The organism is Bacillus sp. FSL K6-6540 (assembly GCF_038007545.1).
The window spans coordinates 4,357,410-4,382,309 of sequence record NZ_JBBOXH010000001.1 but is presented as its reverse complement, the minus strand read 5'-3'; the positions used below and the strand labels follow the sequence as shown (position 1 = coordinate 4,382,309).

At 53.2% G+C, this 24,900-nt stretch carries 21 protein-coding genes; 20 read left to right on the top strand and 1 reads right to left on the bottom strand.

What is annotated here, in order from left to right:
- Positions 1-31: 31 nt before the first annotated feature.
- From MHH82_RS19215 to MHH82_RS19145, 15 genes are all read left to right on the top strand, one after another.
- Entirely contained in the window at positions 32-1,828 is a 1,797-nt protein-coding gene (locus MHH82_RS19215; RefSeq protein WP_340967440.1) for an L-fucose isomerase, read from the top strand.
- Between the two features lie 12 nt (positions 1,829-1,840).
- Entirely contained in the window at positions 1,841-3,541 is a 1,701-nt protein-coding gene (locus MHH82_RS19210) for a ribulokinase (RefSeq protein ID WP_145037905.1), read from the top strand.
- Positions 3,542-3,699: 158 nt separating this feature from the next.
- Positions 3,700-4,809, top strand: coding sequence for a glycoside hydrolase family 172 protein (locus MHH82_RS19205; RefSeq protein WP_340967437.1), 1,110 nt, complete (start codon positions 3,700-3,702; stop codon positions 4,807-4,809).
- 54 nt (positions 4,810-4,863) lie between these two features.
- On the top strand, positions 4,864-5,979 hold the full coding sequence (locus MHH82_RS19200; RefSeq protein WP_015735995.1) for a DUF4185 domain-containing protein: 1,116 nt from the start codon (positions 4,864-4,866) through the stop codon (positions 5,977-5,979).
- 75 nt (positions 5,980-6,054) lie between these two features.
- Entirely contained in the window at positions 6,055-7,455 is a 1,401-nt protein-coding gene (locus tag MHH82_RS19195; protein WP_340967434.1) for an ABC transporter substrate-binding protein, read from the top strand.
- Positions 7,456-7,539: 84 nt separating this feature from the next.
- Positions 7,540-8,427: a carbohydrate ABC transporter permease gene (locus MHH82_RS19190; RefSeq protein ID WP_015735993.1), complete on the top strand. Its 888-nt coding sequence runs from the start codon at positions 7,540-7,542 to the stop codon at positions 8,425-8,427.
- Positions 8,428-8,444: 17 nt separating this feature from the next.
- The gene (locus MHH82_RS19185) at positions 8,445-9,272 is read left to right on the top strand and encodes a carbohydrate ABC transporter permease (protein WP_015735992.1); all 828 of its coding nucleotides are present in this window, start codon (positions 8,445-8,447) and stop codon (positions 9,270-9,272) included.
- 29 nt (positions 9,273-9,301) lie between these two features.
- Complete coding sequence (locus tag MHH82_RS19180) at positions 9,302-11,527, top strand: DUF6259 domain-containing protein (RefSeq protein WP_340967431.1); 2,226 nt, start codon at positions 9,302-9,304, stop codon at positions 11,525-11,527.
- A 159-nt stretch (positions 11,528-11,686) separates the two neighbouring features.
- Complete coding sequence (locus tag MHH82_RS19175) at positions 11,687-13,705, top strand: hypothetical protein (protein WP_340967429.1); 2,019 nt, start codon at positions 11,687-11,689, stop codon at positions 13,703-13,705.
- 14 nt (positions 13,706-13,719) lie between these two features.
- Complete coding sequence (locus tag MHH82_RS19170; protein WP_015735989.1) at positions 13,720-14,802, top strand: glycoside hydrolase family 172 protein; 1,083 nt, start codon at positions 13,720-13,722, stop codon at positions 14,800-14,802.
- 98 nt (positions 14,803-14,900) lie between these two features.
- Positions 14,901-15,914, top strand: a complete 1,014-nt coding sequence (locus MHH82_RS19165; protein ID WP_015735988.1) for a LacI family DNA-binding transcriptional regulator — start codon at positions 14,901-14,903, stop codon at positions 15,912-15,914.
- Positions 15,915-16,323: 409 nt separating this feature from the next.
- Positions 16,324-17,280, top strand: a complete 957-nt coding sequence (locus tag MHH82_RS19160) for an acetamidase/formamidase family protein (protein WP_041622220.1) — start codon at positions 16,324-16,326, stop codon at positions 17,278-17,280.
- A 97-nt stretch (positions 17,281-17,377) separates the two neighbouring features.
- Entirely contained in the window at positions 17,378-18,166 is a 789-nt protein-coding gene (locus MHH82_RS19155) for an alpha/beta fold hydrolase (RefSeq protein WP_015735986.1), read from the top strand.
- Complete coding sequence (locus tag MHH82_RS19150; RefSeq protein ID WP_015735985.1) at positions 18,154-19,200, top strand: ATP synthase beta subunit C-terminal domain-containing protein; 1,047 nt, start codon at positions 18,154-18,156, stop codon at positions 19,198-19,200. Before MHH82_RS19155 ends, MHH82_RS19150 begins: the two co-directional genes overlap by 13 nt.
- Before the next feature lie 229 nt (positions 19,201-19,429).
- The gene (locus MHH82_RS19145; RefSeq protein ID WP_015735984.1) at positions 19,430-19,903 is read left to right on the top strand and encodes a hypothetical protein; all 474 of its coding nucleotides are present in this window, start codon (positions 19,430-19,432) and stop codon (positions 19,901-19,903) included.
- 96 nt (positions 19,904-19,999) lie between these two features.
- On the opposite strand, the gene MHH82_RS19140 is transcribed toward MHH82_RS19145, so the two are convergent.
- Positions 20,000-20,986, bottom strand: coding sequence for a DNA-3-methyladenine glycosylase family protein (locus MHH82_RS19140; RefSeq protein WP_340967423.1), 987 nt, complete (start codon positions 20,984-20,986; stop codon positions 20,000-20,002).
- A 147-nt stretch (positions 20,987-21,133) separates the two neighbouring features.
- Between MHH82_RS19140 and MHH82_RS19135 the strand changes: the two genes are divergently transcribed.
- From MHH82_RS19135 to MHH82_RS19115, 5 genes are all read left to right on the top strand, one after another.
- Positions 21,134-21,727, top strand: coding sequence for a bifunctional transcriptional activator/DNA repair enzyme AdaA (locus MHH82_RS19135; protein WP_340967421.1), 594 nt, complete (start codon positions 21,134-21,136; stop codon positions 21,725-21,727).
- Entirely contained in the window at positions 21,717-22,262 is a 546-nt protein-coding gene (locus MHH82_RS19130) for a methylated-DNA--[protein]-cysteine S-methyltransferase (RefSeq protein ID WP_340967419.1), read from the top strand. The genes MHH82_RS19135 and MHH82_RS19130 overlap by 11 nt, the downstream gene beginning before the upstream one ends.
- A complete protein-coding gene (locus MHH82_RS19125; RefSeq protein WP_015735980.1) occupies positions 22,255-22,968 on the top strand; it encodes a 2OG-Fe(II) oxygenase in 714 nt (237 codons plus the stop codon). Before MHH82_RS19130 ends, MHH82_RS19125 begins: the two co-directional genes overlap by 8 nt.
- Before the next feature lie 84 nt (positions 22,969-23,052).
- Positions 23,053-23,871 (top strand): SPL family radical SAM protein, encoded by an 819-nt coding sequence (locus tag MHH82_RS19120; RefSeq protein WP_145037931.1) that lies wholly within the window; start codon positions 23,053-23,055, stop codon positions 23,869-23,871.
- A gap of 164 nt (positions 23,872-24,035) precedes the next feature.
- Positions 24,036-24,800 carry an SDR family NAD(P)-dependent oxidoreductase gene (locus tag MHH82_RS19115; protein ID WP_015735978.1) on the top strand — a complete coding sequence of 255 codons (765 nt, stop codon included), beginning with the start codon at positions 24,036-24,038 and terminating at the stop codon, positions 24,798-24,800.
- Positions 24,801-24,900 lie beyond the last annotated feature (100 nt).

The window sequence follows — 24,900 nt, the reverse complement described above, 5'->3', positions numbered from 1 at the left end:
CGCCGCTCTAAAAACAGAGAGGATGATGGAGATGCATAATCAATCAAATATCTGCAATCGATTGCAGAACGAATTGCCTAAAATCGGCATTCGCCCTATCGTGGATGGCCGGCGGGGTGGTATCCGGGAATCGTTAGAGGATGTCACCATGGATATGGCGAAACGAACCGCTCGCTTGCTCACCGAACGGCTAAGGCACAGCAATGGGTTTCCAGTGGAATGCGTGATTGCCGACACCTGTATCGGAGGGGTAGCTGAGGCCGCACGAACCGAAGAGAAATTTGCCAGGGAGAATGTAGGTCTTACCATTTCGGTGACACCATCCTGGTGCTATCCGACGGAAACGATGGATACCCACCCGACCAGGCCAAAAGCAATTTGGGGTTTCAACGGGACGGAACGTCCCGGGGCCGTATATCTGGCGGCGGCGCTGGGAGCGCATAATCAGAAGGGTCTGCCGGCCTTCTCCATCTATGGACGCGATGTTCAGGATATCGGGGATACCGAAATAACGGCGGATGTTCAGGAGAAGCTTCTGCAATTTGCCAAGGCAGGCCTTGCCGTAGCGACCATGAAGGGGACCTCCTACTTATCGATGGGCACCGTATCCATGGGCATCGCGGGCTGCATTGTCGACGAAAACTTTTTTCAGAGGTATCTGGGGATGCGCAACGAATATGTGGATATGACCGAATTCGTAAGGCGGATCGAGCTGGAAATTTACGATCATGACGAATATGAGCGGGCACTGGCCTGGATTAAACAGAATTGCAAGCCGGGAACGGACGTTAATCCGGAGCATTTAAAGCGGTCCGAAGAACAGAAGGAACAGGATTGGGAAACCGTCGCGAAGATGGCGCTGATTGCACGCGATTTGATGGTGGGCAATCCGAAGCTGGCGGCCATGGGATATGGAGAAGAAGCGCTCGGCCGACATGCACTGGCTGCAGGATTCCAAGGACAGCGTGCCTGGACGGATTACTTTCCGACGGGGGATTTTATGGAGGCGATATTGAATTCCTCTTTTGATTGGAACGGTCTGAGGGAGCCGTATATCGTCGCAACGGAGAATGACAATCTGAATGGAATCACGATGCTGTTCGGTCATCTCCTGACGAATGCGGCCCAGGTGTTTGCAGACGTTCGTACATACTGGAGTCCGGATGCCGTGAAGCGAGTGACGGGATACGAGCTGGAGGGCGTTGCGGCCAACGGCGTGATCCACCTGATCAATTCAGGACCGGCAGCACTAGACGGAACGGGAAGGCAATCGAAAGACGGCAAGCCGGCCATGAAGCCGTTCTGGGATATCACGCAGGAGGAAGTCCAGGATTGTCTGGATGCAGTCAAGTGGTGTCCGGCTATTGATTTCTTCCGCGGCGGGGGATTCTCCACGGACTTCACGACGCGGGGAGGCATGCCGGCAACGATCGCCAGAATCAATATGGTCGCGGGTGTCGGACCGGTCCTTCACATCGCGGAGGGAATAACCGTGGAGCTCCCGGAGGCCGTGCACGATGTATTGGACCAGCGAAGCGACCCCACTTGGCCGACGACCTGGTTCGTCCCGAACCTTACCGGCGAGGGACTGTTCAAGGATGTTTACACCGTTATGAGTAATTGGGGATCCAACCATGCCGCCATGAGTTACGGCCATATCGGCGGAGATTTGATTACATTGGCGTCGATGCTCCGCATTCCGGTATGCATGCACAACGTGCCGGAGGAACGGATCTTCCGGCCAAGCGCTTGGACCGCTTTCGGCGGGCTGGAGCCGGTTTCTGCCGATTACCGGGCATGCGCAGCTTATGGTCCTTTGTACAAATAGGAGGCAGATGATATGAAGCAGTTATACACCATCGGGGTTGATTTCGGTACGGAATCGGGCAGGGCCCTGCTTGTCGATATCACGACGGGCCAAGAAGTAGCGACGCATGTGACGCCTTACGCGCATGGAGTCATGGACGAGGAGCTGGTCCATTCGGGTTTGAAGCTGGAGCCGGATTGGGCGCTGCAGCATCCGGAGGATTACTTGGAGGTTCTTCGGCAATCGATCCCCCGCGTGCTGTCGGATGCAGCGATATCGGCTGATCAAGTCATCGGCATTGGCATCGATTTTACGGCATGTACGATGATGCCGCTGGATGCAGGCGGCACCCCGCTCTGTATGACGGAGGAATGGAGGGACCATCCGCACAGTTGGGTGAAGCTGTGGAAGCATCATGCGGCGCAGGAAGAAGCAAACCTGATCAATGCAGCCGCAGCTTCGCGGGGCGAGAAATTTCTTGCGCGTTATGGAGGAAAACTGTCCTCCGAGTGGATGCTTGCAAAGTCTTTGCAGATTCTGAGGGAAGCTCCCGAATTATATGAACAGTCCGTGTTGTTCATGGAAGCTGCCGATTGGGTGGTCATGCAATTGACCGGCCAGCTCGCGCGAAGCAGCTGCACCGCCGGTTATAAAGCCAATTGGCATAAACGGGAGGGTTATCCGTCCAAGGCGTTCCTGCATTCGCTCGATCCGAGGTTCGGAAATCTCGTCGAGACGAAGCTGAGAGGAGCGATCAAGCCCCTGGGTTCGAAAGCAGGCGGATTAACCGAAAGTATGGCGGCGATGACGGGGCTTCTGCCGGGAACCGCGGTAGCCGTAGCCAACATCGATGCCCATGCGATGGTACCGGCCGTCAGCGTCGTAACTCCGGGGAAGCTGGTACTCGCTATGGGAACCTCTACTTGTCACTTGATTTTAAGCGACAAAGAAGTGACCGGCGAAGGTATTTGCGGCGTCGTCGAGGATGGGATCATTCCCGGTTATTACGGGTATGAGGCAGGACAATCGGCCGTTGGCGATATATTCGCCTGGTATGTGGATGAGGCAGTTCCGGAATACGTTAGGCTTAAGGCTGCAGAAGAGCGGCTTGGCATTCATGAGTGGCTCGAGAAGGAAGCGGCCCGATACGCGCCTGGACAAAGCGGACTGCTTGCCCTGGACTGGTGGAACGGAAGCCGTTCCGTGCTGATGGATGCCGATCTTAGCGGCGTCATGCTTGGTTTCACCTTGCAGACCAAGCCGGAAGAGATTTATCGGGCCCTGCTCGAAGCCACAGCCTTTGGTACCCGGGCTATTATCGAGGCGTTTACCGATAGCGGCATTGAAGTTCAGGAGCTTTATGCTTGCGGCGGATTGCCGCAGCGCAACCGGCTGCTGATGCAGATTTATGCCGACGTTACCGGCAAAGAGATCAAGATCGCGGATACCGTCCAGACGGCCGCTTTTGGCGCAGCCATGTTCGGTGCGGTTGCGGCAGGCAAAGATCAGGGAGGATATGGCAGCATCGTGGAAGCTTCGGAGGCGATGGCCCGCGTTCGGGAAGAAACATTCAAGCCGATTGAAGCTAACGTCCGAATGTATGACCAGTTATACAAGGAGTATAAAGGACTTCATGATTATTTGGGCAGGGAAGAAAATGGGGTGTTGAAACGGCTGAAAGCGTTAAGAAGCAGTTTTAACTCTGAAGAATCAACGGATTCGGCCCGAGGATAGACAACGGGTTATGACTCACATAAGGAATGCAGGCTGTCGTGTTGGTAGCATGGCCTGCATTCCTTATCCACCCATTCTGCAATCGATGTCACATTGTTGGCAAATCGTTTAAGAAGCGCTTTTTACCAACGCCATCAACTTATAAGGAGCGATCATCCATGGACAATCAAACAGCGTTATTTACACTCAGCCGCAAGCGATCCGGAAAAAGAAAAAGGGAATCCAGCTACGACCGTTCGGGAGGGAATAAGGATTACTTCTCCATCCAGCCGGGCGACCTGACCGAAATTTGCAGCATTCCGGGAGCGGGTGCCATCACCCATATTTGGATGACCATGGCGACCGACGCCCCTGCCGAGGAAGTGTATCTGCCGCGCAAAGTCGTACTCCGCATGTACTGGGACCAGGAGACCGAGCCCAGCGTGGAAGCGCCGATTGGCGATTTTTTCGGAATGGGGCACGGCCTCACCAAAAATTATACGTCAGCGGCGTTGATGATGAGTCCCGAGGATGGCAAAGCATTCAACAGCTTTTTCCGCATGCCGTATGGGAATGGCGCTCGTATAACGATCGAGAGCGAAGCGGAGCATCCGATTAAATTTTATTTCTATGTGGACTATGAATCGTACGATAAGCTGCCTGAGGAGGAGCTGCGATTCCATGCCCAGTGGCACCGGGAAAATCCGACCGACGGGATCGCGGATCGCGGGGTGGATAACGCCTTCTACGAATTCGGCGGCAAGAATACGACGGGCAGCGGCAACTATGTCATTTTGAACGCGGTTGGGAAGGGCCATTACATCGGCTGCAACTTCAATGTCCATAACCTCCGCGATACGCGGGAATGGAACTGGTACGGCGAAGGAGACGACATGATCTTCATCGATGGGGAGCCATGGCCTCCGACTCTGCACGGCACGGGCATGGAGGATTATTTCAATACGGCCTGGTGTCCGCAGCAGGAGGTGTGTACCCCGTATCATGGCATCATTTTGGGCGGCGGCCCGAACTGGAGCGGAAAAATCTCCACGTACCGGTATCATATCCTGGATCCGATCATGTTCGATAGCAGCATTAAGGTCACGATCGAGCACGGTCATAACAATCATCGGAGCGACGATGTTTCCTCGACGGCGTACTGGTACCAGGCGGAACCCCATCGTTCCTTCCCGAAGCTGCCAAAGGTGGATAAACGCTTGCCTATGCCGGATACGAAGCCGCTCAATCCTGCAAGTTTGAATCAGATATTCGGTCATAACAATCCCTGATTTTCGCGGGTGGAATATGGGAATCCACAATCAGATCGGAAAGGGGAGATGAGCTTGAAATGGAAAAATGCCCTCTTCGCAGGCATCATTTTGCTGTTAAGCGGCTGCGCGGGGGGCAGCAAGGTGAATCCTCTGCTTGATGCGACAGACAAAAGCTTTTTATTAAAAGGCATGACCGGCGTGGAGCAGGTTTCGCAATTAACCGGGGAATCCTCCCCCAATCGTACCGATCAATACGCCGTGTACGGCACCGATCTGGGTTCCATGATGAATGACGGGGAACGAACTTACTTCGTGTTCGGGGATACGTTCGGCGAGAGGGCGCCTGATCAGACAGGCGGAGGGGGAAGCTATTGGCGCTCCAATACGATAGCCTATACAACGGACGCTCATCCGGCTGACGGTATCGCATTCGAGGGAATGATCACGGATGAATTCGGCACGGCGAAGGAACTGCTGCCTTCCGCCAAAATCGATTACGAAGAAATGACGAAAATTCCGACCCATGGCATTGCGGCAGGCGGCGCCTTGTATTTGTACTACATGTCGGTCAACCATTGGGGCGATCCGGGGAAGTGGGACGCCAATTACAGCAGCGTGGCCAAATCGACCGATAACGGTGAAACCTGGGAGCTGCAGGACCGGGTCCGTTGGCCGGGAGACAGCAATTTCATCCAGGTTAGCCCCTATAAGGTGGAGAATGAAGCAGGCGGTTCGGATATTTATTTTTGGGGGATTCCTTCGGGCCGCTTTGGCGGCGTTCAGCTTATGAAGGTGGGCGAGGAGCACATCGAGAATATGTCCGAGTACCGATATTACAGCGGATTGAACGATGACGGCAGTCCCAGGTGGAGCGCGGATATGAAGGATGCCAGGTATGTGGTGGATGACACCGTCGGCGAGCTGTCCGTAGTGTGGAATTCTTATCTGGAACGCTGGCTGATGACCTATTTGAAGGAAGGCCAAGGGGTTGTCTTACGTGAAGGCATGACGCCTTGGGGGCCATGGGGCGAGCCCCTGGATTTGGTCCGAGCCGAGGATTATCCGGGGCTATACGGGCCCTATATGAACGATCGGTATACGGAGAATGACGGGCAGACGATCTATTTCACATTGTCTTTATGGGATCCCTACAATGTTTTCTGGTTTAAGGCTTCGCTCGAAAAGTGAGGCGCGGATTCCAAGAATGATCGGTTTAAATGCGGACCAGCGTTTAAATAGTTTGATCCATTATAAGGAGGGTTCATGATGCAGAAAAAAACCATCGGCTTCAAATCCTGGCCTGTTCTGTTCTCCGTTGTTCTTGTTCTGGCGATGCTCGTTACGGGCTGCGGCGGACGATCTGGCGGTCCCGGAGGAGGAGCTTTAAGCAATCCACCGGAAAATGAAAGCGCAAACAACGGAAATGAAGCCAGCGGCAAGGTTGTGATCGATTTCTGGGCGCAAAAATTCGAGGATACCACCGATGCCTGGTTCAAGAAATGGGTCGCCGAGTTCAATAAATCCCAGAGCGAGGTTGAAGTGAAGCTGACCATCGTTCCGGCCGACGCCTGGGACCAGAAGATGAAAGCAGCGCAGGCCGCAGGCAAGGCACCGGACATCCGAACGATCAACTACGGCAATGTGGCCAATGCGGCAAAAACGGGTCAACTGATGGCCCTGAACGATTTAATGGAGCCTTCAGCCTTCGATGATTTGTACGACAACATGAAGGACTTCGTATCCGTTAACGGTCAGTACTATGCTTATCCGAAGCTGGTTGAGCCGTCTGCCGTGATGTTCTATCGGAAGGATATGTTCCAGGAAGCCGGGCTTGACCCCAATCAGCCGCCGAAAACATGGGCTGAGCTTCTGGATGCGGCCCAGAAGCTGACCAAGAAAGGCGTGTTCGGCTTATCGATTGCGCAAACTGCGCCGGATCTGGGCTGGTCGAGCTGGGGGCTGCAGTATAACGGGGCAGGTCATCTGGCGGTTACGGAGGACTGGTCCCAAGCGGACGTGAACAATGACGGTTACAAGGCCGTTTTGGACTTTTACCAAAAAGCGTACCAGTCCGGTGTCATGCCGAAGCAGGCGTTGGCCGGATATGCGGACATCAAGCCTTTCGGCGAAGGCAAGATCGCCATCCAGATTTGCGGTTCCTGGGCGATCGGTCAGCTTCGCAACACCTATAAAGACTTGGTGGATAAGGTAGGGATTGCGCCGATGGCATCGATGGACGGCGATTTGACGAAGCCGACGGCAACGCTCGGCGGCTGGTCGTTGGCGGTGGACGGCAAATCCGAGCATCCGCAGGAATCGGCCGATTTCATCTCCTATTTGCTCGCAGGCGACCCGAACATCATGATCGATTTTTTCAAGACGTCCCAGTTCTCCAAGTTCTCCCCGCGCAAATCCGTGGACGAAGCGATGAAATCCGATCCGGATGCATCCAAGGATGAATGGCGTGCACTCGTATCCGAGCGGATCATTCCGCATTCGCAGGCTGAGCCGGTCTATCCGTGGGACATCAGCTTCGCGCTCGCCACGTCCATCGAGTCCGCCATGAAGGGTACTTCGGTGGATAAGGCGCTGGCGAAGGCAGAGAAAGACATTAACGATTTCATCGCGAAGAATAAACTTGCCGGTACGAATCCGAAAAAATAGTGTTGGCAGCCGTCCGGAAATCCGGTTTTCGAAATGTTATTTTCGGATGGCTGCTTCATCCTTGGCCAATGGTGGTGACGCTACATGTTCAAGAAAAATTATCGGCAGGACAACGGCGTGGCTTACATGCTGCTCGCTCCCATCGTCATCCTGCTGACCGTCTTTGTCATCATTCCGTTCTTCTATGCACTGCGGGTGAGCTTCTATAATTGGAGTTTCTATCAGGATTCCACCTTTGTGGGCTTGCAGAATTTCTATATGGTGCTGACCGATGACCTCTTTCTCCAATCCATCTGGGTAGGGCTTAAGTTCGCGCTGATGGTCGTTCCGACGATGCTGATTCTCTCGTTTCTGTTCGCGAACATCATTAAGAATCTGGGCTCCGGTTTCGCAAGCGTTGTTAAGACTTCCGTCTACATTCCCACCATTATTTCCGGAATCGTGGCGTCGGTCATCTTTGTCTTCATCTTCGATTATGCCGGAGGCCTGGCCAATTACATCATCGGGCTGTTCGGATCGGAGCCGAAAGCCTGGCTTGCCGACGTGGCAACGGCGCTGCCGAGCATCGCGGCTCCAGCCGTGTGGCTGGGCTTCGGACTCACGACGCTCATCATGCTGGCAGGCCTCCACGATATCCCAAAAAGTTACTATGAGGCTGCCGAACTCGAGGGGGCGGGCACCTTCGTTCGCATGTGGTACATCACGATTCCGCTCATGCGCAATGTGATCCTGTATCTGCTCGTAACCGGATTTACGGCGCAAATCTCCCAGTTCGAGCTGTCCCTCGTCATGACGGGCGGCGGCCCGCTCAGCGAGACCACGACGCCGAACCTCTACATCCTGAACCACTTCCGAAACGACGTCATGGTCGGCAACTCCATTGCGGCATCGCTGCTGTTGTTTGTGGTCCTTGGCAGTATTTCGGCCATTATCTTCAGAGTACTGAATTCGGAAAAAGCGATCGACGGATAAGAAGGCAGGAGGATAACATGATGAAATCGTTAAACGGGGTCCAAAAAACATTGATGACGCTCTTGACCGGACTGGTGACGATCATGGCGCTGTTCCCGCTGCTCTGGGTCATCATTGCCGGTTTCAAAGATAAGGCGGAGGTGCTTGCAACGCCGTTCCGTTTCTTCCCGAAGAAATGGATGGTTCAGAATTACACGGATATTCTGAGCGACGCGACCTTCATTCAATCGATGCTGGTCACATTCGGAGGCGCCGTTCTCTTCGCGGCGCTGAGCTTGGCCGTGAACGCCACCGCGGCTTACGTCTTCGCCAGGCTGGAATTCCGGTTCAAGTCGATGTTGTGGGTTTATGTCATCGTCACCATGTTCATTCCAGGCATGGCCATTCTGCTGACCTCCTTCATTGTGGTGAATGAGATGGGAATGCTCGATACGCTGGCGGTGCTCGTATTGCCCGGCATTGCTTCCGCGGGTCATATGTTCTTCATCCGCCAATTCTACCTGAATATTCCGATGGCGCTGGAAGAGGCGGCGCTGATTGACGGAGCGGGAAGGATCAAGATTTTTACGCATATCTTCATTCCGATGTCGTTTCCGGTCTTCGTCATCGTGGGCATAGGCTCCTATTTGGCCTATTGGAACTCCTTCGTATGGCCGACGATGACGATCACCAACCCGGAGCTCTTTCAAATCATGCAATATTTATACACCTTCCGTTCCGAACGGGCAACCGAAATGGGCATGCTGATGGCCGGATCGGCGCTTTCCTGCCTGCCGACCATTATCTTGTTCCTCTTCTTCCAGAAGCACATCATTTCAGGAATCAAAATCTCCGGTTTGAAGTAACATTCTAAGCCAACAGGTGGAGGTGGAGCATGATTATACTTGAGAACAGGTATATCCGGCTGGAAATCAGCGAGGTTGACGGCACGGTTCGAGGCATTCGCGATAACGTTAGAGGAATCGGGCTTATCGCGGATACGGGCACGGCGGATCCATTTCGCTTGGAGACGGACGCGGGTTTCAGCAGCTCCTTTCAGAACTTCGGATGGAGCAGGGAAAATACGGAAGACGGGACAGATCAGGTTCGGTTGAGCTGGGACACGCAGGAAGGTATGATCGTCACGGCTTCCGTAAAGCTCGCAGAAGAAGCGGATTGCATTGAATTCCGATGCGCAGCAGAGAACCATTCGGGGACCCGATTGCTGAGCCTGGAATATCCGGTTATTCCGAATTTGACCTCGATCACGGAGCACGGCGAGGAGGATTATATCGCCCATTCCTTTGCAACCGGCTTTGAGGTCAACAACCCGATGAAGGTATTTGAAACGGACGGAATCGGATTTCGTTTCATGCCGTATCCGGAGAGCTTCTCCGGGGCAACGATGCAGTTTTTTGCCTATTACGGCAAAGACAGGGGCGGGCTGCAACTCGCTGCCCTGGACGGCGAGGGCCATCCGAAATGGCTCAATTTCTTCAAGAACGGGAACGGCTTGCTGGAAGCCTCCGTGATCCACGGCTGCAGTGATATGGGACCCGGCAAGGGGATCAAGCCGCATTATCCGGTGCAAGTGTCGATTCTGTCAGGAAGCGGCTGGTACGAAGCCGCTGACCGTTACAAGTGCTGGGCCGTGCAACAGAAGTGGTGTAGACGCGGCAATCTTTCGGAGAGGGCTGCGAAGGAAGGCAGTCCATGGCTGCATGAGGATATGGGCGCGGTAACCTTCGGTATCAATGCGGGATCGGATCGTACGGCATGGATACAAAAATACCATGACAGCATCGGAACGCCGATGCTCCACATCCTGGGCCCCGATTGGACGCATCGGCCGCAAACCTTCGGCAGCGGCGTGCCGGGGGGATATGATGATTGGTTTCCGACCCGCTTCAACCCGGAAAACATCGCTCTGATTCGAAAGCTGGGCCATCGCTTCGCTCCGTTCGAATTCGATTACCTTTATCATTTTGACGGAGCCGACGGAGAGCTTGGCAGAGCAGCCGAGCAGAAGTTTCCCGAGCTGAAAAAAAGCGTGGATGCTTACCGCTTTCCGTTCCTTTGTCCGGCGCATCCGTACACCCACGATTTTCATGTGAGACGGGATACGGCACTGCAGCAGAGCGATGACATCGATTCGATCTACTACGATATCTCCGCCAACAACATTCTGAAGATCTGCATGGATGACAGCCACGGTCATCCGGTCGGAGCCGGCAGCATCATTGAGGAGGCCTACCGGCGGAACTATGCGGATACGAAGGCGGCCATGTGCGAAACAGCCGGACGCTATATCCCCATGGGTACCGAGATGATGAATGAAACGATGCTGGATCTGATCGACTACTATCAAACCCGGGCAGGGGGGCAGCCGGCGGCGCCGCTCGAAGGATGGCCGATCCGGGAGCTGCTCAAAACAGGTGCGGCCTATCTCATCCCGATGTTCACTTACGTATATCACGAGTACGGCGCGCTGAGATTGGACGGCTGGGGCAAGCTGACCGAGGAAATCGGGGAGCTTTACTATTTTACGGTAGCACGCACGTATCTCTGGGGCGGCCTGTACGAATTGAATTACGAGTACAGTCCGATGGAGGCGCTGGACGGCAACGAAAATACCGCGGAGGAGCATTATTATCCGTTTGAACCGCGCGGGTATGCCTTCTCGGCGAACAGGGCTGATTACTTGGCTCTGTATGCACGGCTGCGAATCGGTGCCGCGAAGCCGTATTGGTCGTATGGCACGATGCTTCGGCCGCTCTCCTTCGACGTTCCTATGACGCCGATGAAGTGGTTTCATTACAACCACGGCAAGGATACGCCGGAATATAACAACTCGGGAGAACTGCTGACCGACGCCGTTATCCACTCGGCATGGCAGAATGATCAAAGGGATGTCGGCTTGTTCTTTGCGAATGTGACCGGAGAGGAGCAGACGATACGCTTCGAGCTCCGTCCGGAAGACTACGGAAAGACGACCGTGACCGGGCAGCTGTACACGAAAGCGGGAGAGCCGGCCATTGATTGCACCATGGAACAAGGCGGATTGCGTTTGCTTAAGCTTCCGGCACGAAGCATAGCGATGTTGGAATTGACTTCGCCTTAACTTGGCACAATGACGCGGTTTTCTAAGGCGGACGATGATAGAAATTGGGGCGGCAACGTCGACAATTGGATCAGATTGACGATTTCAGCCTGTTAAAGAATGGACGACGTGTCGCTGGCGGGGGATTTCTTGCCGGAATACGAGCAGAATGGAGGACTTATGGCACAATTACCGGACGCTTATGTAAAGCGGTGGGATTATGACCAATTAGGGAGTGCAGCTCCCAAGCTGAGTCTTAAACAAATCGATAAAGGCACTTATCACTGCATAATGACATTTGAGCTGGATCAGGAGACACGACAGGATGATTGGCAGCTGCGCCTGGAGCCTGCGTTCCAGCCGTATTTTCACTGGGCTCCTCATATAACGCCGACTTCCCGGCATGTGATGGATCAGCACTGCTTTCGGTCGCCTGCCCTCATTGCTCATGACGGCACCAGACTGCTCATACTGATACCGGATCTGGATCTGATCGCGAAGGATGCGGACGCTCGTTGGTACTTGGGTCTGGATGCTCCGAACAACCAATTCGTCTTGGGAATGAGCCGGACCCGTGTGAGTGATCACGTGCTGTTTGAGAAGGTGGAGGGTGCTGCTTATTCGCCCGGAACGTTCTGCATCGGCTTCTACCTCATGACGTTGGAGGATGATCAAGCTGCATTGAACCCCTGGCGGCCAGTGCTGCAATTTTTATGGGAGCGATGGGGTCACTCCCGACTCCGTCAGGGCATCGATGACAGAGCTCCTCTCGAACACTATGTAAAACACGCGTACGACTGGGCTTTTCGCCATTGGAAAGACACGGTGTGGCAGGAATTCGAATGGAACGGACTGAGGGTCGGGGCTCCCGTATTCATTGCCGACGTGAGTCAAAGCCCGAATTATCCTGGCGTTCCGAACGAACGGGAAAGCCGATCGATCTGGAACCAAGCGTGGTTCAGCTCCCTTCGTTCGGCGCAAGGCATCTATCGTTACGGTAAGAAACAGGATGATCCGGAACTGGTTCGCAAGGCCAGGCTCATGAAAGAGCTGGCTCTTGCTGCTCCGCAGCGAAGCGGGTTCTTTCCCGCCGTTATTGCGACGGAGATGAAGCGGGTGATGGTGGAGGGACAGGAAGTTAACCGGTCCGGTAGTTGGGACCATGCCTTCTGGGGGAATTCCAATCGCAATCCGGCCGATCCTTGGGGTTCGATCGCGGAAGCGCCTTACCATGTGCTGGACATGAGCTGGACGGCGCTGCTCATGCTTCGCTGGCATGATGAAATCGAGCCGGATCCAAGGCTCATGGAATACGCCGTACGCTATGCGGATGCGCTTCTGGCTCTTCAGGACGAGAAAGGCTATTTTCCGGCCTGGCTTGACCAAGAGACGTTAGCGCCGCTGGATATTCTTCGAGAGTCTCCGGAGACTTCGCTCTCCGTCACGTTTTTGCTGAAGCTGCACGACATGCGGCCGGATCCCACATATCTGGAAACGGCAGTAAGGGCGCTGGAGGTTGTCGTCAACGAGATCGTGCCGTCCGGCAGATGGGAGGATTTCGAGACGTATTGGTCCTGCTGCTCCTATGGCCGCGAAGAGCTCCCCGGCTGCAAGGTGGTTAGGAATAACATGTTCAAGCAGTGCAATTTCTCCATGTTCTGGACGGCGGAGGCCTTATTTCAGATGTACAAGACGACCGGCGAGATGCGATATCTGACATTCGGCACACGTGTGCTGGATGAAATGCTGATGACGCAAGCCTCCTGGCAGCCTCCCTATCTGTATGTTGACGTATTGGGCGGATTCGGCGTCATGAACTGCGACGGGGAGTGGAATGATGCGAGGCAAAGCCTGTTTGCCGAGCTGATCCTTCAATATGGCGTGGAATTGGACCAGCCGGAATATATTGAACGCGGTGTTGCCGCATTGCAGGCCTCTTTTGCCATGATGTATTGCCCCGAGAATATAAAAACAAAACAGCAGTGGGAACGGGCGTATCCTTTCTTTAACGAGAAGGATTACGGCTTCATGATGGAGAATTACGGTCATGACGGCGATGTAGGTGAGGACGGGCGGGGCATGGGGACTTTCACCATTTTTGATTGGGGGAACGGCGCGGCCGCCGAAGCTTACCTGCGGATCAAGGCCCATCTGGGTCAGACGTTGAAAGACCGGTACGGATACGATATCACACATTAAAGGAGCGATTACGGATGATGAACTTTAACGGGCTCAACATGCATCTCGGAAACTTATCCAAGCTGTCTAATGCGCAGACGAGATCCATCAGCGCGGAGAATTTTACCGGCGAGAAAGGAAAAGGGGGCATGGCGACGGACGGCACGGGTGCAGCGGCTTCCAGGGATCTGGGCGCGGGCTGGAAAGTGTCTCCTTCCGTGGAGATTATGCCGGGAGAAACCTTTACTATGGGTGACATTCAAGGCCCTGGGGCCATTCAGCATATTTGGCTGACCTGTCATCCGTCGCTGTGGCGCAATATGATTATCCGCATGTATTGGGACGAAGAGCAGGACCCTTCGGTTGAGGTTCCGGTAGGTGATTTGTTCTGTAACGGGTGGGGTGAACGAAGCGATGTCAATTCGATTCCGGTTGCTGTCAATCCGGCCGGCGGCATGAACAGCTACTGGCAGATGCCTTTTCGCAAGCAAGCCCGATTGACGATGGAGAATCGCGCGCCGGAAAAGGCGGTCCTTTACTACCAAATCGACTATACCCTGACGGACATCCCCGAAGACGAGGCTTATTTCCATGCACAGTGGCGGAGAACGAATCCCGTTCCTTATAAGGACGTTTACACGATCCTGGATGGCGTGAAGGGACAGGGGCACTATGTAGGGACTTACCTAGCCTGGCAGGTGAACAACAGCGGCTGGTGGGGCGAAGGGGAGATCAAGTTTTATATGGACGGGGACCAGGATTACCCGACCATCTGCGGTACGGGAACGGAGGATTATTTCGGCGGAGCTTGGAACTGGGAACAGCCGATCGGTACGTACCGAACCTACTCGACGCCTTATCTGGGGATGCACCAAGTGCTGAAGCCGGACGGATTATATCGTAGCCAGCAGCGCTTCGGCATGTATCGATGGCATGTCATGGATCCGATCCGCTTCCAAAGCGATCTTCGCGTCACGATCCAGGATCTCGGCTGGAGGTCAGGAGGCAGATACCTGCCGCAGCAGAGCGATATTGCATCGACGGCCTTCTGGTATCAGGCGGAGCCCCATGCGCCATTCCCGGAACTCCCGGATAACGATGAGCGGGAGGTTATATAAGCAGGCGCTATTGCTTAGCTTCCGGTATGGTGATAGTGTGAAGCCATGGACCCTGTTGCATCTGCTTGTCGGTTTCATGGTCGTTAATGGAGGATAGGATGGACAAACATACAATTTATACCATTGCAGATCGGGTAGGCGTATCTCCTTCCACGGTGTCCAGAGCCTTGTCGGGGAGAGGTTACTGCAGTCCCAAGACGAAGAGCAAAATTCTGGCGGCTGCGCAAGAAATGAACTATGCGCCCGATCATGCAGCGAAGATGCTGAAAATGAGGCAAACCAATAAAATCATTTTTGCCGTTCCGGATATATGCAACCCTTTCTATTTCGATATGATCAACGGCATCAATCAGGTGCTGGAGGAGCATGATTACCTGATGATTCTGTTCTACACCAAGCACAGGCTCCAGGAGGAGATGAAGGCGATCCAGACGCTTCGGGAAAACGTCGCCGACGGCATGATCATGGTGTCTTTCGATTTTGGAGAAGAAAATATCGGGGCTATCAATGCGCTGCAGGCTCCGGTCGTGCTGACGAATAAATACGTGTCGCCGGATGGCAGCGACCGCTTCGATTACGTATATGTGGATACGTATGACGGAATCAAGCAAAGCACGGAGCATCTGATCAAGCAAGGCCTGCGCAGCATCGCCTATGTCGGCGGTAATCTCAGCGAGCAGACCGGCCATGAGCGGTTCTGCGGGTATCGGGATGCCATGCTGGAGGCAGGAATCCCCTTGATTCCTCGTTTTATCGCCGAATCCGACTATACGGAAAGCGGCGGTTACGCGATGGCGAAAGCGTGGCTGCAAGGGCCCGACCACCCGGAGGGCATCGTTGCCGCGAACGATCTAATGGCGATCGGCGTCATGAAAGCTTGCGAAGAAGCCGGATTAAAAATTCCCCATGACGTTGCCGTTGTGGGCATGGATAATCTGGACATTGCCTCCCGCGTATATCCCAAGTTGACGTCCGTTGCTTTGCAGCAGGAGGAAATCGGCCGCAAAGCGGCCCAGATCCTGATGGATCGCATAATGGGAATTCCGAGGGAGGAGCGGGCCGTGAAATTGATGCCGCAGATGGTCGTGCGCGATTCCAGCGTAAAGATATGAAGCGAGGATGGAGTATAATGGGATGTTTCCGAATGAACATGGACGTCATGATAAAGGCTCCATCATGAACTAGCATGCTTGCGTTGAATATGGTGTTGAACCGTTCCTAGCAGTACAACTGCCAAGAGAACGGTTCTTTTTTTTGTTGTAAGGAAATTATCTTTGGTGGGGAAGTCCCCAACCTTCGCGCTTGCGTGATCGGGTTGGGGACTTTGTTGTGGATCAAGGATTTTTAGGATCATAGCGAACTGAGAAGCGGAGGTGTTCGCTGTAAGGGTAATAATTATTACTCTTCAGGGTAAATTTTGATTGACTATTAAAGTAATTTAAAATACTCTATAAAGTAACAAGGAGGTTCGCATTGAAAAAGTCCAATCGAATCATGGTTGTTGTGAAGGGAGAGAAACGGATGTCAACAATCCATAGTCTTCAACCGGATATTCACACGCTTCACGGATTTTTTAGCAAGGAGCTGGAACCGGCCCTGTATATTCAGTCCGGGGATACCGTGGTGTATCGAACCTTGGATGCGGGATGGGGACTTGCGAAGCGCTCTGCTCCGGGAGCGCCGAGAACGAAGTTTACGGAGCGTGCGCCGGAGCGGGTGGAGAAGCAGTTCGGGCATGCCTTATTGGGTCCCGTGCATATCCAAGGGGCTCAACCGGGGCATACCTTGGAGGTTCAGATCAACGAGGTCGTTCCCGGGCCGTGGGGTTGGACCTCTGCCGGAGGGTTTCCAAGCTATTGGAACGAGAAGCTGGGCATGACCGATACCCAGGAAATGACATTGGACTTTGAATTGGATGCCAAAACAATGACTGGCAGGAGTCAGTTCGAAAATTTCAAGTATAGCGTCGGACTGAAGCCATTCATGGGGATTATGGGCATGCCGCCGGAGGAAGAAGGTCAGCATACGACTTTTGTGCCGCGCCCTTATGGAGGAAATCTCGATTGCAAAGAATTAACCGCCGGGAGCACCTTGTATCTGCCGATTCCGGTAGATGGCGGGCTGTTCTCAACAGGGGATGGACATGCGGCTCAAGGCGACGGCGAAGTTAGCGGTCCCGCTTTGGAATGTCCCATGGAGAAGGTGAGCCTAACCTTTCATGTCCGTGACGACATGCCCATTAAGATGCCCAGAGCAAAGACGAGTATCGGTTGGCTAACGATGGGATTCCACGAGGACCTGGACGAAGCGATGTGGATGGCCTTGAGCGGGATGCTGGATCTCATGACAGAGCTTTATTCCATTTCGAGAACGGAGGCGTACGCATACGCCACCTTGACGGTGGATCTGAGAGTAACCCAGATCGTGAATATCCTGAAGGGTGTGCATGCATTTTTGCCTTTTGGCGCGTTGAGGTGAAAGAATGCACCAAGTGTTGGCTCAGCGACTGAAAAGGGAGATATCCCGATGATTAAACTTCATATTTTAAATGTCGATTTTATAGGAGGGCTCATGCATGCAGTTATACGAAACGATGGTCAATAACCATGGGGTACATATTCATGTGACGGAGGTACATCGGGAACTTAGGAATGAACAAAGCTCACTGGTTATCATCCCGGGCCTTTCCGAGTCGGCCGAGGATTATATCGACATTATGGAAAAAATGGTAACGCTGTCGCCCAGGCATATCGTTGTCATTACGCTCCGAGGCCGTGGCCAAAGTGATTCTCCTGATTCGGGATACACGCTTGAGAATCATATCAGCGATCTGGATGCGGCCATTCACCATCTTGAACTGGAACAGTTCGTACTCATGGGGTACTCACGAGGGGTAGCCTATCAATTAGGTTATGCCATTCGGAACCCGAAACGCATTGAAGGTCTGATCATCGGAGACTATCCGGCGATACATACCCAGCTGCCAGCGGGATGGGAGGATTTCTTTGCAACGCTGCCGCCTTGGAGAGGGAAGAAGCTATTCGACCGGATGAAACCATCGGCCCTGCATGCCCTGCAGAAGGATTCCGCGAAGGTAGAATTTTGGAGCGACCTGTCCCGATTCACATGCCCTGTTCTCATTATACGTGGCGTAAAACCTAATCCCGGGTTATCATTAGAAGCAGTGGAACAATATAAGCTATCGCTGCCTCAGGCACGAATCGTGGAATTCGAGCAGCATGATCATAATATTTTCGAACCGGATGCGGACGAGTTTGTTCGCACCGCAGACTCTTTTCTGAGAGAGATTAAGAAGAAATCAATAAACTATCACAAAAAGGGTGTACGGACTTGGACAATCTGAAGCTGAATGTATCACTATTACGACAAAGGGTTCCGAACCTCACCAGCGCGGCCAAATCCGTTGGATTGCGGCCCGCCACGGTTTCCAATCTATGTACGGGAAAAATACCCGTAGGCCGGGCGGAAGTTCGCACCATTGCCGCGCTGGCAGCCTTGGCGAAATGCAGCCTTGACGAACTGATCCTGCGCGGGGAAAGCGTGGAGATGATCGAAACGGGCATTAAGCCTCTTGATCTATTCGCTCCTCTGGCAAAAGGCGGTACCGTCGGGCTGGTAGCTCGTCCCGGTATGGGGCAGCTGGTGCTGCTCGGGGAGTTGTTTCATCACTTCAAGCAGGAAGGGTATATGACGATTCTCCTGAAGCCGGAAGGGAACTACCCGGAGCTGCAGGATATGCTGAATGACGTAGAGCGGGTTGCTTCTTCAATAGAAGAAATCTATTCTATCGTATCGCATGCGAATACCGATAAAGAAATTGTGTTTGCCGCGGATCGGGAGCATGTCTTAACCGGCAAAATCTATGATCTTCAGGAACGTTTTCAACAGGAAGGCATGCAGCAGATCACGACTTTTCTTGTGGACCTCAAAGGTGCGGTTGTTGATGAAGACATGCCTTATGGGCCACTGGAGACGCTGTGGTATTTCGATGCCGATCTGGCGGCAAGACATCTGTTTCCTGCCGTGAACCCCTTATATTCCACCTCTTCCGTATTAGAAGGCGTTCATCTGGATCAGGCTCACTTAGCGGTCCAACAGCGGGCCCAGAAGCTGCTTCGCCGCTATCGGGAGCTGCGTTCGCTGGTTCAAGTACGAGGATTGGAGGCCATTCCGTCATCCGAAATGGAGGTTTATGAGCGGGGAGAACGGCTCGAAGCTTATCTAACGCAGCCTTTTTACGTTGCTGAAGCTTATACCGGACTGCCAGGCGAGCGTGTCCACTTGCAAGAGGCGCTGCATGACGTGCAAGCCATATTGAACGGCAGCATGGATCATCGAACGGTGGAGAGTTTATCCTGGATCGGGACAATAAAATAAGAAGTTAGTTGACCAAAGCTGAATTCCCTAAGTTTGTTCATCGGGAATATCGGCTTTTTTACATGATTTTGCATAATATAATCCGTACGTCCCATAGCTGATACGCAAAGGTCAGTATATAATATGTGCTAGTTTGTACCGTACAGATGGCAAGAAGTGTATTTAACAACTGAAACTCTGCTGACTCCGTACGGACACGAAACTATATATACATAAGGGAGAAATGGACATGAAAAGAAAAGGTTGGCTAATCGCATTTGCAGCGGCATTATTGTTAACGCTTATCGTAGTACCGGTTCAGCAGTCTTTTAGCGCAGAGGGCAATCCGACGGCAACGGCCATTACGCAGAGCGCCCTGAACAATCAGTTCCACTTGGATCACGTCGTGAAGATTTACGTGCCTTCCACCGTAAAGGGGGATATTCCCATCACGGATGCGGCTCACCAGAAGTTTGTCGATCAAGCGTTGACGAAGCTGTCCGGCTGGTTTGGCGGGGCAACGGCAATACCGGGCGAAGGGGCTTGGGTGGATAACAACAAAACCTTGATCAAGGAAAAAGTAACCATCGTGTACGCTTTTGCCGAGAAACTCGACAAGGATTCGCTCAATCAAGTGGTGGACTATGCGAAGAAGCTCAAGGATGATCTTTCGCAATCTGCCATTTCGCTTGAGGTTGACGGTAAACTGTATTTCATTGAATAGCAGTCTCCGATCCATGAAGTGATCATAGGGGAGGTCTCCCAGCTGTCTGTTGTATGGCAGAAGAGGGAGACGTCCTCTTTATTTTGTGTGGACTTGTTAGTAGAGAAACCTCCACAGATAAAAAGTGGCGTAGGATTCCCAGTTCGCCCATCCTGCGGACAGCTCCAGAATCTCCCTCTTCGTCGGCTTCGCCTCTAGGCCTAGCAGATGTTTGATGGCATTATGCAGTCCCACATCATCGATGGGAAAAGCCGCCGGCATTCGCAAACAGCGCATCAGCACATAATTGGCCGTCCACGGCCCGATGCCGCGGATGCCGACCAGTTGTTTCTCCGCTTTCTTTAAGCTGCCAGCTTCCAGCAGCAGTTCTTTCGTTAATTTTCCATCCGTCATAAGCCCAGCTACTCCGAGGAGATACTCGCATTTTTTCACGGTCATCCGAAGTCCACCAAGATCTTCAACACGCAGCGGCGCGATGTCCTCAGGCCTTGGAAACATCAAGTAAACCTCGCCTTCACACTCGAAACGTCTGCCGAAGGCCTCGACGAAACGCCTTTTTAGCGTATACGCGTAAGCCAGGTTAATCTGCTGTCCCAGAATGCCCCAGCATAAAGCCTCGAACAGATCCGGAATGCCCATGTTGCGAAGCCCGTAGAAGGACTGGACGGCTTGACTGAGCAGGGGATCGGTCTCGGCCATCGAATAGAACGGCACTAAATCGGTGTTTAGATCGAACCAGTCCCGGACATAAATGGCTACCTCCGCCCGCTTGCTTGGTTCGGTCGGGGTGGTATTCCCCAAAAATCGAACCAGAATCGCGTGCTCTTGATTCCTGGCGCTGACTTCGATCACGGCAACGTCATCTTCAAGCGCGATCGCCCGGTAGATGCTGTCGTTCCGAATCGTAAAGAGACATTCATTCGGCGATCTTTGCAAATAATTGAGGTTCTCCTGAAAGCTGAATTCCTTCGGCACGAATAGCTTTAGCGTATGGATATGATCCTCCCAGCTGTCCTTGGGAAGCCGTTGTTGTTGTTCCATGGTATACGGCTTGTCGCCGCGATTGTGGTCCTGTTCATGCATGATCATCGTTTCCTTTCGTTCCTGATCTACTCTATACTAGTTGTACCATAAACGCGGACCTCATAATTTTGTTATCTTGCTCTTATATTCCAAAAAGCGTACAACCGGATCTTCCTGTGGTTATAATGTTAGCGGAGGTGAGGAAACGTGGCAAACCGGATACAACCGACCGAAGCCCAGTGGAAAGCCATTATCGACAATGACAAGGACAGTGACGGCCAATTTTTCTACGCGGTGCAGACGACGAAAATCTTCTGCAGGCCATCCTGCAAATCCAGGCCCCCGAAGTTTGAAAATGTGCGCGTGTTTCGAACCGCGGATGAAGCGAGGGCCGAACGCTTCCGGCCATGCAAAAGGTGCAAGCCGACCGGCGAGCGCCTGCCGGACCACGAATGGATCGAACTCGTTGCCGAGTATATCGATGCGCATTATACGGATCATTTGACGCTGGATGTCTTGGCGGATGTAAGCCACGGCAGTCCGTACCATCTGCACCGGATTTTTAAGCGGGTCAAAGGGCAGACTCCGATGGAATACATTCAGGATTACCGGATCGGCAAGGCCAAAGAGCTTCTTGCGAATACCAGCCTGGCTATTTCGGATGTCGGCCATCAAGTGGGCATCGAGAACACGGCTTATTTTATCACGCTGTTTAAGAAGAAGACGGGAATGACCCCCCTAAGCTATCGAGGGCAATATATGAACAATACGAGTGCGGAGGTGCATAATCATGAATTCTAATCATTCGATCATTAGCTGGACACGATTGCGGCATGAGGACTGGAACATATATATCGCGGCCACGCCGCAAGGTTTATGCTACATCGGATCACCGGATAAACCGTTTAAAGAGCTGGAGGAATGGGTGAACGCGAAATTTCCTGGCTGTGAACTATTCCAGAATGATGAGGGCATGCAGCCATATGCCGCCGAGCTGGCGGACTATTTACAGGGGAAACGGGAACGGTTTGAGTTCGCAATGGATTACAAGGGTACCGATTTCCAGATGGCGGTATGGAATGCACTGTGCCAGATCCCGTATGGACAAACCTTCACGTATTCTGACATTGCGCATCAGATCGGCAAGCCGGCGGCTATGCGTGCTGTTGGTACAGCTATCGGGGCGAACCCGCTGCTTATCACCGTGCCTTGTCATCGGGTAATCGGCAAAAGCGGCGCATTGACGGGATATCGCGGGGGACTTGAAATGAAAACAAGATTGCTGCAATTGGAGCGAATGAACGTCTCCGTGAGGGAGACGAAGGAGTATGCCTAATCCTTTGCTGCAGCGCATAAAGAATCTGGATTGGCCTGCCGTACAGGCAGCTTTGGATGAACAGGGATATGCGGTCATTCCCAAGCTGCTCTTGCCCGAGGAATGCGCAGAGATCATAGGCACGTATACGGAAGAGCAGCGTTTTCGCAGCACGATCCAAATGGCCAGGCACCGGTTCGGACTGGGGGAGTACAAATATTATCAGGCGCCGCTTCCCGAAACGCTGCAGCAGCTTCGGGAAGGCTTGTATCCTGAACTTGCGCTGACGGCGAACCGCTGGTTGAACCGGCTAGGGCATGAAGAGAAGTATCCGGCAAGTCTGGATGAGTTTCTGGGGATGTGTCATGCTCAAGGTCAGGAGCGGTCAACGCCGCTGATTTTAAAATATGAACAAGGCGGATATAATTGCCTGCATCAGGATTTGTACGGGGATGAGTTCTTTCCGTTCCAAGCGGTCTTTGTCCTGAATGATAAGGAAGTCGATTACACGGGCGGGGAGTTTCTGCTGGTGGAGCAGCGGCCGCGGGCACAGAGCCGGGGACATGCGATCGCCTTGGATCAGGGAGCGGGACTGATCTTTCCGACCAACCATCGTCCGGTGCAGGGAACAAGGGGATATTACCGGACTACGCTCCGGCATGGCGTCAGCACGGTCACGTCGGGGACAAGATACAGCTTGGGAATTATTTTTCATGACGCGAAGTAAAGGAGCTGGGTGCGCATTCACTCATTCGTTATGAGAGGAGGGAAGTCGTATAATAGAAGAAAGTATAGGAATGAGGTGTCCCAGGTGAAACATGAAGTGCTTTATAAAACGCCGAAGACCCTGCTCAATAAAGGAACCGGCTTCCTGAATGGATACAGCCATACCTTGAATCCGTATACAGGCTGTACCTTCGCTTGCTCCTACTGCTACGTCCGGCAAATGCCGGTTTCGATATTCCGAAATCAGGAATGGGGGAGTTGGGTTGACGTTAAGCTCGAATCTGCTGCCATTCTGCGTAAAGAACTGAAGCGTGCCAAGTCCAAGGGGCCCGTCACGATCTTCATGTCATCCAGTACCGATCCCTATCAGCCGATTGAGGCCAAGGAAGAAGTGACCCGTGCCTTGCTGGAGGCCATGGTAAGCGAGCCGCCGGATTTCCTGCTGGTGCAGACTCGCAGTCCGTTGGTCCGACGGGATATCGATTTGCTGCAGCAGTTAGGAGCGCGCGTGCGGGTAAGCATGACGGTCGAGACCGATCGAGAGGATATTCGCAAGCATTTTACGCCTTCCGCTCCGCCGATCCAAGCCAGATTGAAAACCCTTGAGCTGCTGAGAAACGCAGGAATACCGACGCAAGCAGCGGTTGCTCCCGTCCTTCCAAGCACGGAGGCATTTCCTCAGATCCTCAAACCGCTCGTCAATCGCGTGTGCATCGACGATTATTTCATGGGGGACGGCAGCGGAGGCAAACGTACGAAACGGCTGCCCGTTCAGGCGTTGTATGAGGAGCTTGGTCTGGAAGAATGGTATGATCCCGCCGCCTATCAGGTGGTGTACGATCGATTCAGCAGGGCGTTTCCGGAAGAGCAGCTATTTGTCAGTCAGAAGGGTTTTGAACCTTAAACGGTAGATAGCTCGTCTAGCAGATGAGCGCTTGCTGTTTGGATGTTAAATGAAAGAGGCGAGGACCGGGAGGTAGCTTCCGGTCTTTTTATCATGCCCAGCAGTAGATGATTATGGTATGATAGGCGAAAATAACCAGTCAAACGTAGAGGAGCGAATGAACAATGAAGTTGAATTTGACGGATCAAATTGCGTTAATCACCGGTGCTGCGGGCCAATTGGGCCGGGTCATGGTCCGAACCTTGGCGGAATGCGGCGCCGATGTGGTTATCCATTATCGGGGAAGCTTGGCCAAGGCGGAAGAGCTTCAGCGCGAGGTGGAGTCGATGGGCAGACGCGCGTTCACGGTGCAAGCCGACGTGACGGATCAAGCATCCGTGAATGCCATGCGGGATGCAGTGCTTGAACACTTTGGCATGCTGCCTCATATCATCGTTGCGAATGCCGTGGAATCCTATCAGTGGACGTCTGTCTTGGAGCAAGCGCCGGAAGATTACGAGAGCCAGTTCCAATCCTGCGTCATGCAAAGCGTCTACCTAGCAAAAGCCTTCGTGCCGGCCATGATCGAGCGAAAGAGCGGCCGCTTCATCGGCATCAACACCGAATGTTCGATCCAGAACTTCCCGAGTCAATCCGCCTACGTAGCAGGCAAGCGCGGCATGGACGGCGTATACCGCGTACTCGCCAAAGAAATCGGCGAGCATGGGATCACCGTCAATCAAGTCGCGCCCGGCTGGACGATCAGCGACCGCGATCGGGAGAACGGTACCGAGCATAGCGCCTCCTACGAAGCCTCCGTGCCGCTGAATCGCCGCGGAACGGACCAGGAGATTGCCAATGCCGTGGCATTCCTGGCTTCGGATTTGTCATCATTTATTACAGGGGCTTATATTCCGGTATGTGGCGGCAATGTGATGGTGGGGATTTAGCGGTTCGACACATGGTTTGTGAGTGGGAAACGTCCACGAAATTCGGATTCGCATTGCGATTAAGGGAAGGCGAAGTTCGTGGAGGTGTTAAGCGGACGGT

Excerpts from the sequence above, each read along its gene's own strand:
- MHH82_RS19215 (WP_340967440.1), top strand. The coding sequence starts at position 32 with ATGCATAATCAATCAAATATCTGCAATCGATTGCAGAACGAATTGCCT.
- MHH82_RS19210 (WP_145037905.1), top strand. The coding sequence starts at position 1,841 with ATGAAGCAGTTATACACCATCGGGGTTGATTTCGGTACGGAATCGGGC.
- MHH82_RS19205 (WP_340967437.1), top strand. The coding sequence starts at position 3,700 with ATGGACAATCAAACAGCGTTATTTACACTCAGCCGCAAGCGATCCGGA.
- MHH82_RS19195 (WP_340967434.1), top strand. The coding sequence starts at position 6,055 with ATGATGCAGAAAAAAACCATCGGCTTCAAATCCTGGCCTGTTCTGTTC.
- MHH82_RS19190 (WP_015735993.1), top strand. The coding sequence starts at position 7,540 with ATGTTCAAGAAAAATTATCGGCAGGACAACGGCGTGGCTTACATGCTG.
- MHH82_RS19185 (WP_015735992.1), top strand. The coding sequence starts at position 8,445 with ATGATGAAATCGTTAAACGGGGTCCAAAAAACATTGATGACGCTCTTG.
- MHH82_RS19180 (WP_340967431.1), top strand. The coding sequence starts at position 9,302 with ATGATTATACTTGAGAACAGGTATATCCGGCTGGAAATCAGCGAGGTT.
- MHH82_RS19175 (WP_340967429.1), top strand. The coding sequence starts at position 11,687 with ATGGCACAATTACCGGACGCTTATGTAAAGCGGTGGGATTATGACCAA.
- MHH82_RS19170 (WP_015735989.1), top strand. The coding sequence starts at position 13,720 with ATGATGAACTTTAACGGGCTCAACATGCATCTCGGAAACTTATCCAAG.
- MHH82_RS19165 (WP_015735988.1), top strand. The coding sequence starts at position 14,901 with ATGGACAAACATACAATTTATACCATTGCAGATCGGGTAGGCGTATCT.
- MHH82_RS19160 (WP_041622220.1), top strand. The coding sequence starts at position 16,324 with ATGTCAACAATCCATAGTCTTCAACCGGATATTCACACGCTTCACGGA.
- MHH82_RS19155 (WP_015735986.1), top strand. The coding sequence starts at position 17,378 with ATGCAGTTATACGAAACGATGGTCAATAACCATGGGGTACATATTCAT.
- MHH82_RS19145 (WP_015735984.1), top strand. The coding sequence starts at position 19,430 with ATGAAAAGAAAAGGTTGGCTAATCGCATTTGCAGCGGCATTATTGTTA.
- MHH82_RS19140 (WP_340967423.1), bottom strand. The coding sequence starts at position 20,986 with ATGCATGAACAGGACCACAATCGCGGCGACAAGCCGTATACCATGGAA.
- MHH82_RS19130 (WP_340967419.1), top strand. The coding sequence starts at position 21,717 with ATGAATTCTAATCATTCGATCATTAGCTGGACACGATTGCGGCATGAG.
- MHH82_RS19125 (WP_015735980.1), top strand. The coding sequence starts at position 22,255 with ATGCCTAATCCTTTGCTGCAGCGCATAAAGAATCTGGATTGGCCTGCC.
- MHH82_RS19115 (WP_015735978.1), top strand. The coding sequence starts at position 24,036 with ATGAAGTTGAATTTGACGGATCAAATTGCGTTAATCACCGGTGCTGCG.